The sequence below is a fragment of the Sphingobium sp. TomMM7A genome, from assembly GCF_055397305.1.
In genome coordinates this window covers 1,082,548-1,096,477 of the sequence record NZ_AP027311.1, presented here as the reverse complement: position 1 = coordinate 1,096,477, position 13,930 = coordinate 1,082,548, and the positions used below count along the sequence as shown (strand labels likewise).

The 13,930-nt window shown below is 59.2% G+C and carries 14 protein-coding genes; 7 read left to right on the top strand and 7 right to left on the bottom strand.

What is annotated here, in order from left to right:
- Positions 1-64 precede the first annotated feature (64 nt).
- The 5 genes from tig to ACZ5ZH_RS05500 all read left to right on the top strand — a co-directional run bounded on the left by tig (position 65) and on the right by ACZ5ZH_RS05500 (position 5,907).
- On the top strand, positions 65-1,666 hold the full coding sequence (gene tig, locus ACZ5ZH_RS05520; RefSeq protein ID WP_464772428.1) for a trigger factor: 1,602 nt from the start codon (positions 65-67) through the stop codon (positions 1,664-1,666).
- A gap of 172 nt (positions 1,667-1,838) precedes the next feature.
- The gene (locus tag ACZ5ZH_RS05515; RefSeq protein WP_464772427.1) at positions 1,839-2,816 is read left to right on the top strand and encodes a glycosyltransferase family 2 protein; all 978 of its coding nucleotides are present in this window, start codon (positions 1,839-1,841) and stop codon (positions 2,814-2,816) included.
- An 89-nt stretch (positions 2,817-2,905) separates the two neighbouring features.
- Positions 2,906-3,541 (top strand): ATP-dependent Clp endopeptidase proteolytic subunit ClpP, encoded by a 636-nt coding sequence (gene clpP / locus ACZ5ZH_RS05510; protein ID WP_449473060.1) that lies wholly within the window; start codon positions 2,906-2,908, stop codon positions 3,539-3,541.
- 132 nt (positions 3,542-3,673) lie between these two features.
- Positions 3,674-4,942: an ATP-dependent Clp protease ATP-binding subunit ClpX gene (gene clpX, locus ACZ5ZH_RS05505; RefSeq protein ID WP_066523548.1), complete on the top strand. Its 1,269-nt coding sequence runs from the start codon at positions 3,674-3,676 to the stop codon at positions 4,940-4,942.
- 260 nt (positions 4,943-5,202) lie between these two features.
- Positions 5,203-5,907, top strand: coding sequence for a hypothetical protein (locus ACZ5ZH_RS05500; RefSeq protein ID WP_464772426.1), 705 nt, complete (start codon positions 5,203-5,205; stop codon positions 5,905-5,907).
- Between the two features lie 68 nt (positions 5,908-5,975).
- On the opposite strand, the gene mtgA is transcribed toward ACZ5ZH_RS05500, so the two are convergent.
- From mtgA to ACZ5ZH_RS05485, 3 genes are all read right to left on the bottom strand, one after another.
- Positions 5,976-6,674 carry a monofunctional biosynthetic peptidoglycan transglycosylase gene (gene mtgA / locus ACZ5ZH_RS05495; RefSeq protein ID WP_464772425.1) on the bottom strand — a complete coding sequence of 233 codons (699 nt, stop codon included), beginning with the start codon at positions 6,672-6,674 and terminating at the stop codon, positions 5,976-5,978.
- Positions 6,675-6,813: 139 nt separating this feature from the next.
- Positions 6,814-7,725 carry an RNA polymerase sigma factor RpoH gene (rpoH, locus tag ACZ5ZH_RS05490; protein ID WP_196225951.1) on the bottom strand — a complete coding sequence of 304 codons (912 nt, stop codon included), beginning with the start codon at positions 7,723-7,725 and terminating at the stop codon, positions 6,814-6,816.
- A 77-nt stretch (positions 7,726-7,802) separates the two neighbouring features.
- Complete coding sequence (locus ACZ5ZH_RS05485) at positions 7,803-8,753, bottom strand: RluA family pseudouridine synthase (protein WP_464772424.1); 951 nt, start codon at positions 8,751-8,753, stop codon at positions 7,803-7,805.
- A gap of 17 nt (positions 8,754-8,770) precedes the next feature.
- On the opposite strand from ACZ5ZH_RS05485, the gene ACZ5ZH_RS05480 reads away from it, so the two are divergent.
- Both ACZ5ZH_RS05480 and ACZ5ZH_RS05475 read left to right on the top strand, forming a co-directional pair.
- Positions 8,771-9,172, top strand: coding sequence for a M67 family metallopeptidase (locus tag ACZ5ZH_RS05480; RefSeq protein ID WP_449473053.1), 402 nt, complete (start codon positions 8,771-8,773; stop codon positions 9,170-9,172).
- Between the two features lie 91 nt (positions 9,173-9,263).
- Positions 9,264-9,908 carry a histidine phosphotransferase family protein gene (locus tag ACZ5ZH_RS05475; RefSeq protein ID WP_196225954.1) on the top strand — a complete coding sequence of 215 codons (645 nt, stop codon included), beginning with the start codon at positions 9,264-9,266 and terminating at the stop codon, positions 9,906-9,908.
- A gap of 26 nt (positions 9,909-9,934) precedes the next feature.
- Here ACZ5ZH_RS05475 and ACZ5ZH_RS05470 read toward each other — a convergent pair whose 3' ends face one another.
- The 4 genes from ACZ5ZH_RS05470 to map all read right to left on the bottom strand — a co-directional run bounded on the left by ACZ5ZH_RS05470 (position 9,935) and on the right by map (position 13,892).
- A complete protein-coding gene (locus ACZ5ZH_RS05470) occupies positions 9,935-10,783 on the bottom strand; it encodes an FkbM family methyltransferase (protein WP_464772606.1) in 849 nt (282 codons plus the stop codon).
- A 191-nt stretch (positions 10,784-10,974) separates the two neighbouring features.
- A complete protein-coding gene (gene glnA / locus ACZ5ZH_RS05465; protein WP_460985957.1) occupies positions 10,975-12,387 on the bottom strand; it encodes a type I glutamate--ammonia ligase in 1,413 nt (470 codons plus the stop codon).
- A 103-nt stretch (positions 12,388-12,490) separates the two neighbouring features.
- The gene (locus ACZ5ZH_RS05460) at positions 12,491-12,829 is read right to left on the bottom strand and encodes a P-II family nitrogen regulator (protein ID WP_196225956.1); all 339 of its coding nucleotides are present in this window, start codon (positions 12,827-12,829) and stop codon (positions 12,491-12,493) included.
- 238 nt (positions 12,830-13,067) lie between these two features.
- Complete coding sequence (gene map, locus ACZ5ZH_RS05455; RefSeq protein WP_460985956.1) at positions 13,068-13,892, bottom strand: type I methionyl aminopeptidase; 825 nt, start codon at positions 13,890-13,892, stop codon at positions 13,068-13,070.
- Positions 13,893-13,930: the final 38 nt, after the last annotated feature.

The window sequence follows — 13,930 nt, the reverse complement described above, 5'->3', positions numbered from 1 at the left end:
CGCCCGGCTTGTATCATGTCAGGCGCCACCTGAATTCAGCTGAAGAAAGCGTTTGAGAGAAGAGATGCAGACTGTCGAGACGTTGAACGAGGGCCTGAAGCGCGCCTACACCGTGACCATCACGTCGAAGGACATCGACGCCCGCGTGGAAAAGGAAGTGGCGGCGATCGCACCGCAGGTTCGTATGCCCGGCTTCCGCCCCGGCAAGGTGCCTGCCAACCTCGTCAAGAAAATGCATGGTGAATCGCTTCAGCGCGACGCCCTTAACAATTCGATCCAGGAAGGCATTCAAAAGCTGATCGCGGACAACAAGCTGCGTCCGGCGATGCAGCCTTCCGTGGAACTGGACGAAGGCTTTGAATTCGGCAAGGACGCCGAGGTGAAGGTCGCGCTGGAAGTGCTTCCTGAAATCGCCGCGCCCAGCATCGAAGGTCTGAAGCTGGAGCGTCTGACCGTCGAAGTCGCTGATTCGCAAGTTGATGAAGCCGCTGGCCGCATCGCGACCCAGCAGGGCGCGCTGGAAGAGCATGCCGCTTCGCACAAGGCGAAAGATGGCGACACGCTGACCATCGACTTCGTGGGCAAGATCGACGGCGAAGCCTTTGAAGGCGGTTCGGCCGAAGATGTGAAGCTCAAGATCGGCTCGGGCCAGTTCATCCCCGGCTTCGAAGAGCAGCTGACCGGCGTCAAGAAGGGCGACGAGAAGACCATCACCGTCCCCTTCCCGGAGGATTATGGCGCGGCCCATCTCGCTGGCAAGGAAGCCACCTTCGACATCACGGTCAAGGCGATCCTGAACGCCGACAAGCCCAAGCTGGACGATGATTTCGCCAAGTCGCTGGGTCTGGAGGGTCTCGACAAGCTCAAGGAGCTGCTGAAGGGCCAGATCGAGCAGGAACATAACGGCCTCACCCGCACGCACATGAAGCGTAAGCTGCTCGACCAGCTTGCCGCTGCCCATGATTTCGACGTGCCGCCAAGCATGGTGGAAGCCGAGTTCGAACAAATCTGGGCGCAGCTTCAGCACGAAGCCAGCCATGAGGCGGACCCGGAAGCTGCTCTGAAGGAAATGGAAGCCGAGAAGGAAGATTATCGCGCGATCGCTGTTCGCCGCGTGCGCCTTGGTCTCCTTCTGTCCGAAATCGGTCAGGCAAATGGCGTGGCGGTTTCCGATCAGGAAATGAACCGCCTGATCATGCAGGCGGCTCAGCAGTACGGCCCACAGGATCGTGAGCGGTTCGTTCAATATGTCCGCCAGGACCCGATGGCCGCCGCTCAACTCCGCGCGCCGCTTTATGAAGACAAGGTCGTAGACTTCCTGTTCGGCAAGGCCGAAGTCACCGATCGCGCCGTCAGCCGCGAAGAGTTGGAAGCCGCGATCGAAGCAGAAGATGGCGATCTGAAGCCCCACGTGCACGGCCCGGGTTGCGGCCATGATCATCATGATCATGACGAAAAGCCCAAGGCGAAGAAGGCTGCTCCCAAGAAGAAGGCTGCGGACGCTGACGAAGCCGCGCCTGCGGCCGATGAAGCTCCGGCGAAAAAGGCTCCGGCCAAGAAGGCTGCCGCCAAGAAGGACGAGGCCGTGGCTGAAGAAGCTGCCGCTGAGGAAAAGCCAAAGGCCAAGAAGGCTCCGGCCAAGAAGGCTGCCGCCAAGGCTGAATAAGGATTGGGGTTGCCCGGCTGAGCGCTGATGTGCGCCGGGCCACTGCCAAAACATGAAAAGCGTCCGTCTCCAGATGGAAGACGGGCGCTTTTCATTTAGCACTCGGCATGGCAGACGAAATGTTAATCCCGGCACGTCATGCCGCGATAAGTTCGGGTGAGGTTTGGGGCAGATGAAGGAATTTCCGGCAGTGGCAAGCGGGCAGGGGGCGGCAGGTCCGCGCATTGCCGTAATCCTGCCCTGCTATAATGAAGCGGGCGCGATCGTGAAGACGGTGCAGGATTTTCGCCGGTCACTGCCCACCGCCGACATCTACGTCTTTGATAATAACAGCAGCGACGGCAGCGCTGAACTCGCCGCTGGCGCTGGCGCGATCGTTCGCCGCGTGACACAGCAGGGCAAGGGCCATGTCGTGCGCCGCATGTTCGCCGATGTGGATGCTGACATTTACGTCATGGCCGACGGTGATGCGACCTATGATGCCGCCGCCGCGCCCAGTCTCGTGGCCGCCATGTTGGAAGATAATCTCGACATGGTCGTTGGCGCGCGCAAGAGCGAGGTGGAAGAAGCCTATCGCCGTGGCCATCGCTTCGGAAACTGGGCGCTCACCAGCCTGCTCAAGCAGCTCTTTGGCCGCAGCTTCACCGATATATTGTCGGGCTATCGCGTCTTTTCGCGCCGTTTCGTCAAAAGCTTTCCTGTCCTGTCCGCGGGCTTCGAAATCGAAACGGAAATCAGCGTTCATGCGCTGGAACTGGCGATGCCGGTTTCCGAAATCATGACTGCCTATGGCGCCCGGCTGGAGGGTTCGGTCAGCAAGCTGTCGACCTATCGCGACGGCTGGCGCATCCTGCGAACGATCTTCACGCTCTACCGGATCGAAAAGCCGATCCTCTTCTTCGGCATCATCGCCGCGTTGCTGGCGGCCGCCGCCGTCATTCTGGCGACGCCGTTGATCCTTACCTATCTCGATACCGGGCTTGTGCCACGCTTTCCGACCGCGATCCTCGTCACGGGGCTCATGATACTCGCCACGCTATCGGGCATGTGTGGGCTGATCCTCGACACCGTAGTGCGCGGACGCCGGGAAGTGCGGCGCCTTGCTTATCTGGCATTCCGTGCGCCTTCCGATTTCGAACCGCGCCGCTGAACTCGCGACCGGCGATCACAGGACCCCTTGAACCTGCCCGCTTTTGTGCCGATGTAGAGAGCGGGCAAAAATCACCCTGAAAGAGCAAAATGACCAATATCATGTCTGATCCCATGGCCGCGCTTGTTCCTATCGTCATCGAACAATCCAATCGCGGCGAACGCAGTTTTGACATTTTCTCCCGCCTGCTGCGTGAACGGATCATCTTCGTGACCGGTCAGGTTGAGGATCATATGGCCTCGCTCATCGTCGCTCAGCTCCTGTTCCTCGAGTCGGAAAATCCGAAGAAGGACATCTGGATGTACATCAATTCCCCCGGCGGCGTGGTGACGGCGGGCATGGCCATCCATGACACGATGAAATATATCCGCCCCCAGGTCGGCACCGTCTGCATCGGTCAGGCAGCATCCATGGGCAGCTTCTTGCTGGCAGCAGGTGAGCCGGGCAAGCGCATCGCGCTGTCAAACGCACGGATCATGGTGCATCAGCCGTCCGGCGGCGCCCAGGGCATGGCTTCGGACATCGAAATCCAGGCGAAGGAAATCCTCCGGATTCGCCGCCGTCTCAATGACCTGTATGTGCAATACACCGGCAAGTCGCTGGACGAGGTTGAGCGCGCGATGGACCGCGATACCTTCCTTGAGGCCGATGAGGCGAAGGCGTTCGGGCTGGTGGACGAGGTATTTGATCGCCGTCCAGCCGCACCCGAAACGACTGACAGCTAACATGGATCTTAATCGCGCGCGCCGTTTTCTCCCCTTGTGAAATCGGCGTGACGCGGTCTAGGATGATCCTAGGACCAGAATATCCCTCGCCGTCGCGGCTTTTCGCTTGGGGCAGGGAGGAAAGATTGGCGAATGACTAAGCTTACAGGCTCCGATTCCAAAAGCACGCTTTACTGCTCCTTCTGCGGCAAGTCGCAGCATGAGGTGCGTAAGCTGATCGCGGGGCCGACCGTCTTCATCTGCGACGAGTGCGTGGAACTGTGCAACGACATCATCCGCGAGGAGACCAAGGGCGGTCTCGTCGGCAAGAAGGATGGCGGCGTGCCGACCCCGCAGGAAATCTGCGATGTGCTGGACGATTATGTGATCGGCCAGAACCGGGCGAAGCGTGTCCTGTCGGTCGCCGTCCACAACCATTACAAGCGCTTGAACCACGGCACGAAGCCGGGTGAGGTCGAACTCGCCAAATCGAACATTCTGCTCGTCGGCCCCACCGGCTGCGGCAAGACGCTGCTAGCACAAACGCTGGCCAAGACGTTCGACGTGCCCTTCACCATGGCCGACGCCACGACCCTGACCGAGGCGGGCTATGTTGGTGAGGATGTGGAAAACATCATCCTCAAGCTGTTGCAGGCGTCGGACTATAATGTCGAAAAAGCCCAGCGCGGCATCGTCTATATCGACGAAATCGACAAGATTAGCCGCAAGGCTGAAAACCCCTCGATCACCCGCGACGTATCGGGCGAGGGCGTGCAGCAGGCGCTGCTGAAGCTGATGGAAGGCACTACGGCTTCGGTTCCCCCGCAGGGCGGACGCAAGCATCCGCAGCAGGAATTCCTTCAGGTCGATACGACCAACATCCTGTTCATTTGCGGCGGCGCCTTTGCTGGGCTGGAGCGGATCATTGGCGACCGTCTGGAAGCCAAGTCGATCGGCTTCGGCGCCCATGTAGCGGCGCCCGAAGAGCGCAAGACCGGCGAACTGCTGCGTCAGTCTGAGCCGGAAGATCTGCTGAAATTCGGCCTAATTCCCGAGTTCGTCGGCCGTCTGCCGGTGATCGCGACGCTGGAGGATCTGGACGTGACCGCATTGGTCAAAATCCTGGTCGAACCGAAGAATGCGTTGGTGAAGCAATATGGCAAGCTGTTCGACATGGAAAATGTCGAACTGAGCTTCACCGACGATGCCCTTACGGCGATCGCCAAGAAGGCGATCGAACGGAAGACTGGCGCGCGCGGTTTGCGATCGATCCTGGAATCGATCCTGCTGGACACGATGTTCGATCTCCCATCGATGGAAGGCGTGGGCGAGGTCGTCGTCGACAAGGATGTCGTGGCTGGAACCAAGGAACCGATTCGCGTCTTCAGCGAAAAGGACAAACGCGCCGAAGACGCCGCCTGATCGCGGCGTTTTCTTAGGCGTTCAAAAGCCCCCCTGGATTGTTCCAGCGGGGCTTTTTGGCGGGCTAGGAAACAGGACGGGCTTTGGCCATTTCTGGTCATTCACTGCATGGATTGTCGGCGAGCGACCAGTTGCGGACGCCAAAGATCGAAATTTTGAGGCCGATAGCAGGCCCACGACAGTCGTTTATAATTTTAGAATGTCTGGATTAGCGCGCTCCGTACTGCCACCTATGATCCCGCCGGGACGAGGGGAGCAATATGCCAACAGAATTAGGAACGTGGGCCGACTGGGTGTCTGGCATCGGATCATGGCTTGCAGTTGTAGTGGCTCTCGGAAGCTATTGGTGGACTGAAAGGCAGCGCAGCCTCGAACGATTTGAAGGAAAAATAGCTTCGGCGAACCAGATTGGCGTTAAGCTGCACGACCTGCTCGGTCGGTCCCAAACGATCTACAACCACCTGTTTGCGCCGTATGATGGCCCCAAGCTGCATAATCCTACAGGCGAAGAAAGCATTTGGGGTCACACCCGTGCCTTGGTTGGCCTTTCGGAGCAGATTACGCCGGACCTAACTCCGGAAGAACACAAGCTGTTGATTGAAATCAATGAAACAGACTTTATGACTCGGTTCTCGCTGGCATGGCAGCGGCATCAGTCGATCGTCCTCTCAATGAAGGAGTTCCATATAAAGCGGGACGCAGTTTACGCGCTGATGCCTGCGCCAACAAAGATGGAAGGGTATGTGGGGCAGCATGAAATGACGCGCGAAGAGGTCATGCGCTTCATGCCATATTCGGTTGCGTTGGAACTAATGATCCGAACGACGCGCGACATGGCAAAGGATAATTACACCGATTTGCAGGCATTAGCGAAGCGCTTCCACCCTACAATGAAGCAACATTTTCCTGACCGGCAGTTTCTCATGATCGCCGAACCAAATGGGTCACAAGAGAGGGCGTCTTGAATCGCGGCTAACCATATCCATTTGCCAAAAGCCGACATTCCGCAAACCACCCCACCACAACACCCTATTCACCGCACGCAGCTATCCAAACCGTCCCGCTGCACCACCCCGATCCGGCTCGTGATGCTGTTGCCATATCGCCGGGTAAAGCTTTGCGGCGCAATCGCGCCCCTTTTCTTGGGCAATGGCAGCACGGCAGCAAGACGGGCCGCTTCCCCGCGCGTCAGCTTGCCCGCCCCATGGTGGAAATAGCGCATGGCACCAGCCTGCACGCCATAAGTCCCAATCCCCGTCTCCGCGACGTTCAGATACACCTCCATGATCCGCCGCTTGCCCCAGATCGCCTCGATCAAGATAGTAAACCAGGCTTCAAACCCCTTTCGGATGAAGCCGCCACCCTGAAACAGGAACACGTTCTTCGCGGTCTGTTGGCTGATAGTCGATCCGCCGCGAATCCGTCCGCCACTGACATTGTGACGGAGGGCTTGCGCGATCGCGACCGCGTCGAAACCATGATGACTGCAAAAGCGGCTGTCTTCGCCCGCAATGGCCGCGCGCGCCATGTTCGGATCGATATCGTCCAGACCCACCCAATCCTTGGTGATGCCATTCGGATCGGCCAGCATCGTCAACGTCACGGGGGGCGGCACGAAGCGATAGAGCAGCACCAACAGCAATGAGAGCGCGACAAAGCCGCCCAATATCCGGATGACGAAGCCGGCCCCACGGAAGCGGCGGCGAGACGAAGCGGCGATGGTGGCACTCATTTGCTCGTTCGTAGCGCGATCCGTCGAGCATTCAAGTTGGCACGCACCGCCGAGCCAATCCGCCATAAATCGGTCGCTGCTAATGCCACAAAAAAAGCCCCGGATCACTCCGGGGCTTCCTACCTCATGGTAATCAGCGTCAGGCCAGTGCCAGCCGCATCTTGCCCAGCCTGTCGCCGGCAATCCGCATCATGGCCTTTTGCAGCTTCTCAAACGCGCGCACCTCGATCTGGCGAACACGCTCGCGCGACACGCCATAAACCTGGCTCAGTTCTTCCAGCGTCTTGGGCTCTTCGGCCAGACGCCGCTCGGCAAGGATATGCTTTTCACGATCGTTCAGATCGTCCATCGCCTCGACCAGCATATCGTGACGCAGCGTCTTTTCCTGCTCATCCGCGACCAGCTCGTCCTGCAACGGGTCGGTGTCAGCGAGCCAATCCTGCCATTGCCCTTCGCCGTCCTCGCGCATCGGCACGTTGAGCGACGTGTCGCCGCCCATCGCCATGCGACGGTTCATGGAGACCACGTCTTCCTCGGTCACGCCCAGGTCGGTAGCGATCTTTTTGACGTCGTCGGGGTGAAGGTCGCCATCCTCGAACGCTTCGATGTTGTTCTTCATCCGGCGAAGGTTGAAGAACAGCTTCTTTTGCGCCGCAGTGGTGCCCATCTTGACCAGCGACCAGCTGCGAAGAATGAATTCCTGGATCGACGCGCGAATCCACCACATGGCGTAAGTGGCCAGGCGGAAACCGCGTTCCGGCTCAAACTTCTTAACGCCCTGCATCAGGCCGATATTGCCTTCGCTGATTAGTTCGCTGACCGGCAGGCCATAGCCGCGATAACCCATGGCGATCTTCGCCACCAAGCGCAGGTGGGACGTCACCAGTTGCGCCGCTGCCTCCGGATCCTGATGTTCCGCGTAACGCTTGGCGAGCATATATTCCTGCTCGGGCGTCAGAAGCGGAAACTTGCGGATTTCCGACAGATAGCGGTTGAGGCTGGCTTCACCGCCCAGCGCTGGAACCGCGGGGACATTGCTTTTTGCAGCCATGTCGCTTCACCTTTCCCTTTCGTGCGCGGCGGGACCCAGAAGAGGCGTCCGATGCGCCGTCGCAAACTTGTCAAAACCTATACGTGGAGCTCGCTTAACAGTTCCTGCATGTCGGCAGGCAGTGCGCTGTCAAAGCTGAGTTTTTGCCCCGTCACCGGATGTATGAACCCCAGCTGTTTCGCGTGCAATGCCTGCCTTCTGAAACGCATCGTTTCCAGTATCGTTTTGAAACCTTTTCTCTCTCTACTGTAAATCGGGTCGCCGATCAAGGGATGACCCAGATGTGCCATATGAACGCGCACCTGATGGGTCCGTCCGGTTTCCAGCTTGCATTCCACCAATGCCGCGCCGCTCAGGCGCTCGATCGTACGATAATGGGTGACAGCATGCTTGCCACGTCCTTCGCGATGGACCGCCATTTTCTTGCGGTCCGTATCCGACCTTCCGATCCAAGTGTCGATCGTTCCGGCCGCAGGTTGGGGATGCCCGTAGACGATCGCCGCATACAGTCGGTCGATACTGTGCGCCTTGAACTGCTGTGCCAGCCCTTCATGCGCCCGGTCGGACTTCGCCACGACCAGAAGGCCGGACGTGTCCTTGTCGATCCGATGGACGATGCCGGGCCGAGCCACACCGCCAATGCCGGATAATTGCCCGCGACAATGATGCAGCAGTGCGTTGACCAGCGTCCCGTCCAGATTGCCAGCCGCCGGGTGGACCACCAGACCCGCTGGCTTGTCGACGACGATCAGGTGGGCATCCTCATGCACGATGGTCAGCGGAATATCCTGGGCGATCGCTTCGGCATCGGCGGGCGTTGGAATGCTGATCTTAAAAGTCTGACCATCGGCTACCTTCGCCGACGGGCTCAGCGTTCTTCCCGCGAGTGTCACTTGACCATCGACGATCAGGCTCTTCAATCGTTCGCGTGAAAGTTCCGGAACCAGTTCGGCAAGCGCCTTGTCCAGGCGAAGGCCATGCTGCGCTTCGCCTATCGTCGTCTCGATGATAGAATCCCCCGAACCCATTGGTTAAGCATGTAAGAATGATGGTCCGCATTTCAAGATTGCTGCTGGAACAGATCATGTCTCACGCGGCCAGCAGCGCTGACGAAGTCTGCGGGTTGCTGCTGGGGCATTTCGGCTGCATCACGCAAGCGCGCCCGGCAGAAAATGTCGCGCCTGATCCGGCACGGCATTTCGAACTTGATCCAGCGGCGCTCCTTGCCGCTCACAAGGCCGCGAGGGCGGGTGGACCAGCCGTGATGGGCCATTATCACTCGCACCCTGGAGGTTGCCCTGAACCGTCGGCCACGGACGCGGCCTATGCGGCCCCCGACGGCAGCCTGTGGCTTATCGTCGGCCGGGGAGAAGTGCGGCTTTGGATCGCAAGCATGGGGAGTTCGGAAAAGGTGACATTTTCCGAGGCGTTGCTCGATATCATGTGAGGCAAAGGCGGCAGGCCGGGGTTGCATCATCTGGCCCGGCAGCGCATTAGCCTGTCATTCCTTTCAGTTATTTCCGGCGGCAGAACCCCTCATGACCAACCCGACCGACAGCATCGAATTTGCCAGCTTGCTTTGTTCGCGCTTGTGCCATGATCTGCTGAGCCCGGTCGGCGCCCTAAACAACGGTCTGGAGTTGATGGCGGATGAAACCGACCCGGAAATGCGCCAGCGTTGCCTCGATCTTCTGGCCGACAGCGCGAAAACTTCGGCCAATAAGCTGAAATTCTTCCGGCTTGCCTTCGGGTCGGCGGGCGGATTCGGCGACGCGGTGCCCACGCACGAAGCCCGCGTGGCGATTGAAGGCATGTTCGCGGCGGGCCGGGTCAAGGTCGGCTGGCTTGTAGACGACGACATGCTCGACAAGCTACCGGTCAAGGTGTTGCTGAACCTCGCCCTCATCGCGGGCGACGCACTGGTGCGCGGTGGCCAACTGGACATCGGCGCTGAAAAGCGGCCTGGCGTCACGGAAATCGTGGTCCGTGCCGAAGGTCCCAAGCTGGTGCTGGACCCCGACCTTCGCGCCGCTCTGGCAGGAACGCTCCCGGAAGACAGCCTCGCGTCACGCACAGCAGCCGCGTGGATGATCCGCAGCCTGGTGACGAGCGCGGGAGGGGAGGTCGCGCTATCCCCTGCCGGAGAGCCCGTGCTGCTCTTCGGGGCCTCTATCCCTGGATGAAGCTGTCCTGATCCGGCGCCGCCTGTTTAGGTGCGGATACTTCCCGACTGTTCTTCGGGTATGAAGAAGCGGTTCGGTCCTTGGTCTGCATCCGGGCCGAAGGACTTCAGGCGGTTATCGAACGCCTTGTAACCCGCTGCCGCCATCAGCTGCATCACGGCGTCTTCCTGATTGGTCACTTCCACCATCAACTTGGGCCGATCGCGGGCCAGGCATTCGGTCATGCCGCTCAACGCCATCAGTTCCGCGCCCTCGATATCGATTTTCAGGAAGTCGGGCCTGATCAACCTCGATGCCACGAAGCTGTCGATGGTGGTCACATTCACTTGCATCTGGTTGTAATGCTGGTTTGAAAAGGCGTTATGGTTATTCTTTTCCAGATTTTCATAATCCTGGATCAGGGACGAGTTCTGGCCCGACAGATTTTCGACGTAGAATGACGCCTGCCCTACGGTATCCCCGACAGCTTCCGGGATGATATCCACCTGCGGGAATGACGCCACGTTGGCGGTCAGATAGCGGAGATTGTCGCGGCTGGGCTCAAAGACGAAGACCTTGCCCTCATGACCGGTCAACTTCGCCAGATAGATGCTGATATATCCGATGTGGGCGCCAGCTTCGATCACGGTGTCACCGGGCTGGATGAGCCGCGCAAGGCTGGACATCACACCACTTTCGCGCCCCCGGCCATGATACCAGTAGCCGCGGTGACGAAACAGATTGAGGCGCAGTTTCGCGCCGTCGACCCAGTGATGAGAGATGGTTATATCTCGGGACGCGAGCCGCGGCAGGATCGCGAAAGCCGCACGCCGTAAGAAGCGATGGCGATGCAGGCCCATGGATCTAAGCGTGGGGATACCCGCCGACGGTTGCATGTTGGTCACGGCCTGCCTCCATTTTTGGGTACGTTGATATCCCACATGGACGGCGCGGCAATCATCAATGAAGGCTTACTCATCATGGCTATCAGGTTGCGCAAATGTTTCTGATTTCGTTGGACCTACCAAAGGAAAAAGCCCGGCCACTTGCGTGACCGAGCTTCTTTCTTGACGGCAACCCGAAAAAATCAGGAGCTGTAGTACATGTCGAATTCGACCGGCGAGGGAGCCATTTCCCAGCGGTACACTTCGGGCCACTTCAGCTCGATATAGGCTTCGATCTGGTCCTTGGTGAACACGTCACCCTTCAGCAGGAACTCATAGTCGGCTTCCAGGCTGTTCAGCGCTTCACGCAGCGAACCGCAGACGGTCGGCACCTGGCTCAGTTCTTCCGGCGGCAGGTCATAGAGGTTCTTGTCCATCGCGGAACCCGGATGGATCTTGTTCTCGATGCCGTCCAGACCAGCCATCAGCAGCGCTGCGTAGCAGAGATAGGGGTTCGCCATCGCGTCGGGGAAGCGGAACTCAACGCGCTTTGCCTTCGAACCCGCGCCGTACGGAATACGGCAGGAGGCTGAGCGGTTGCGCGCCGAATAGGCCAGCAGAACCGGCGCTTCGAAGCCCGGCACCAGACGCTTGTAGCTATTGGTGGTCGGGTTGGTGAAGGCGTTCAGCGCCTTCGCGTGCTTGATGACGCCGCCGATGAAGTAGAGGCACATGTCGCTCAGGCCAGCATAGCCTTCGCCCGCGAACAGCGGCTTGCCGCTGTCCCAGATCGACATGTGAGTGTGCATGCCCGAACCATTATCCTGCGCGATGGGCTTGGGCATGAAGGTCGCGGTCTTGCCATAGGCCTGGGCCACCATCTGCACGACATACTTATAGATCTGCATGCGGTCGGCGGTCTGGACCAGCGTACCGAAGGTCAGGCCGAGTTCGTGCTGGGCAGCGGCCACTTCATGGTGGTGCTTGTCGCAGGGCAGGCCCATTTCGAGCATGGTGGTGACCATCTCGGCGCGAATGTCGGTGGCCGGATCGACCGGAGCGACAGGGAAGTAGCCGCCCTTGGCGCGCGGACGGTGGGCAAGGTTGCCGCCCTCATATTCGCGGCCGGTATTGGTCGGCAGTTCGATGTCGTCGATCTTGTAGAAGGACTCGTTATAGTCGTTGTTGAAGCGGACATCGTCGAACATGAAGAATTCGGCTTCCGGGCCGACATAGACGGTGTCGCCGAAACCAGCCGACTTGACGAAGGCTTCCGCGCGCTTTGCGGTCGAACGCGGGTCACGGGCGTAGAGTTCGCCGGTGTCGGGCTCGACGATGTCGCAGAACAGGATCAGCATCGGGGTGGCGCTGAAGGGATCGACATAGACGGCGTCGAGGTCCGGCTTCAGGATCATGTCCGACTCGTTGATCGCCTTCCAGCCTTCGATCGACGAACCGTCGAACATCAGGCCTTCGTTCAGCTCATCTTCGCCCAGGACCGAAGACACCATGGTCAGGTGCTGCCACTTGCCCTTGGGATCGGTGAAGCGCAGATCGACCCACTCGATCTCCTTCTCTTCGATCATCTTCAGGATGTCTTTTGGCGTGTTGGCCATGTGCGCTTGCCCTTCTTTCATATTTGCCCCCCCGAAGGGGTAGTGGATGTTGCAGTTCGTCAGCTCCTTTACGAAGCTGACGCGAAATCAAAATTGGTGGAGATCAGATAGCGTCGCTGTCCCGCTCGCCGGTGCGGATGCGAACCGCGCCTTCGATCGCCGAGATGAAGATCTTGCCGTCGCCGATCCGCCCGGTTTGCGCGGCGGCGGAGATTGCCTCCACCACGCGGTCTGCCAAGGCGTCGTCCACGACCACCTCCAGCTTCACCTTGGGCAGGAAATCGACGACATATTCAGCGCCACGATACAGTTCGGTATGGCCCTTCTGACGGCCAAAGCCCTTGGCCTCCGTAACCGTGATGCCGGACACGCCCACTTCGTGCAGCGCTTCCTTCACCTCGTCGAGCTTGAACGGCTTGATGATCGCCTCGATCTTTTTCATCACTCTAATCCCAACTCAAACGCGCGCGCGATGGCGAAATAATCTTCGCCCTCATCATTTAAAAGCGACGATCTTCATGTCCCCGAGACATGCGCCGTGCCCTTCAACAATCAATTACCGTGCCAAACGGCGAATCGCTACGCCACGCTTTCGGCGATGCCGCAATCTTTGTCCATATTGCCTGATTTCAGGGCAATATTGTCCCACTGTGCCCGATTTTTAGGCAGTGTTTTTCAGCTCAATAGGGCGGTGCGTCGAGCCCGGCCGGGCTCTTCGTGAAAATCTCGCAGCCAGTTTCGGTAATCCCGATGCTATGTTCGAACTGCGCGGACAGCGTGCGATCACGCGTGACGGCGGTCCATCCGTCTTCCAGCATCTTCACGCCGGGCTTTCCGATGTTGATCATAGGTTCGATGGTGAAGAACATGCCGGGGCGCAGTTCCGGCCCCGCGCCCGGTCGGCCGATATGGACGACTTCGGGACTGTCGTGAAAAACGCGGCCCAAACCATGGCCGCAAAAATCGCGGACCACGCCATAGCGATGTTTTTCGGCGTGCTTTTGAATAGCATGGCCGATGTCGCCCAGATGGTTGCCGGGCTTTGCCTGCTCGATGCCCAGCATCAGGCATTCATAGGTCACTTCGACCAGCCGCCGTGCCTTGATGCTGGTTTCGCCGACTATGAACATCCGGCTCGTATCGCCATGCCACCCATCGACCAGCGGCGTCACGTCGATATTCAGGATATCGCCATCCTTCAGCTTCATGTCGCCGGGGATGCCATGACAAATGACATTGTTCAGCGAGATGCAGCAGCTGTGCGTATAGCCGCGATAGCCAAGGGTGGCTGGCACGCCGCCGCCGTCGAGTGTCATGCGCCGGACGATGTCGTCCAGTTCGCCCGTGGTCACGCCCGGCACCACATGTGGCACCAGCGCATCAAGGATTTCGGCAGCGAGCCGTCCCGCCTTGCGCATGCCTTCGAAACCTGCGGCGTCATACAATTTGATCGCGGTCGATCGCGAAATCGGCGCATCGGCCGTCATCGTCATATATTCGGTCATGTGCCGGTTATAGGCGGGGCAGCAGGATATTGCGAGGC

Excerpts from the sequence above, each read along its gene's own strand:
- clpX (WP_066523548.1), top strand. The coding sequence starts at position 3,674 with ATGACTAAGCTTACAGGCTCCGATTCCAAAAGCACGCTTTACTGCTCC.
- map (WP_460985956.1), bottom strand. The coding sequence starts at position 13,892 with ATGACCGAATATATGACGATGACGGCCGATGCGCCGATTTCGCGATCG.
- glnA (WP_460985957.1), bottom strand. The coding sequence starts at position 12,387 with ATGGCCAACACGCCAAAAGACATCCTGAAGATGATCGAAGAGAAGGAG.
- ACZ5ZH_RS05480 (WP_449473053.1), top strand. The coding sequence starts at position 8,771 with ATGATGGTCCGCATTTCAAGATTGCTGCTGGAACAGATCATGTCTCAC.
- ACZ5ZH_RS05500 (WP_464772426.1), top strand. The coding sequence starts at position 5,203 with ATGCCAACAGAATTAGGAACGTGGGCCGACTGGGTGTCTGGCATCGGA.
- ACZ5ZH_RS05475 (WP_196225954.1), top strand. The coding sequence starts at position 9,264 with ATGACCAACCCGACCGACAGCATCGAATTTGCCAGCTTGCTTTGTTCG.
- clpP (WP_449473060.1), top strand. The coding sequence starts at position 2,906 with ATGACCAATATCATGTCTGATCCCATGGCCGCGCTTGTTCCTATCGTC.
- ACZ5ZH_RS05470 (WP_464772606.1), bottom strand. The coding sequence starts at position 10,783 with ATGCAACCGTCGGCGGGTATCCCCACGCTTAGATCCATGGGCCTGCAT.
- ACZ5ZH_RS05460 (WP_196225956.1), bottom strand. The coding sequence starts at position 12,829 with ATGAAAAAGATCGAGGCGATCATCAAGCCGTTCAAGCTCGACGAGGTG.
- mtgA (WP_464772425.1), bottom strand. The coding sequence starts at position 6,674 with ATGAGTGCCACCATCGCCGCTTCGTCTCGCCGCCGCTTCCGTGGGGCC.
- ACZ5ZH_RS05485 (WP_464772424.1), bottom strand. The coding sequence starts at position 8,753 with ATGGGTTCGGGGGATTCTATCATCGAGACGACGATAGGCGAAGCGCAG.
- tig (WP_464772428.1), top strand. The coding sequence starts at position 65 with ATGCAGACTGTCGAGACGTTGAACGAGGGCCTGAAGCGCGCCTACACC.
- rpoH (WP_196225951.1), bottom strand. The coding sequence starts at position 7,725 with ATGGCTGCAAAAAGCAATGTCCCCGCGGTTCCAGCGCTGGGCGGTGAA.
- ACZ5ZH_RS05515 (WP_464772427.1), top strand. The coding sequence starts at position 1,839 with ATGAAGGAATTTCCGGCAGTGGCAAGCGGGCAGGGGGCGGCAGGTCCG.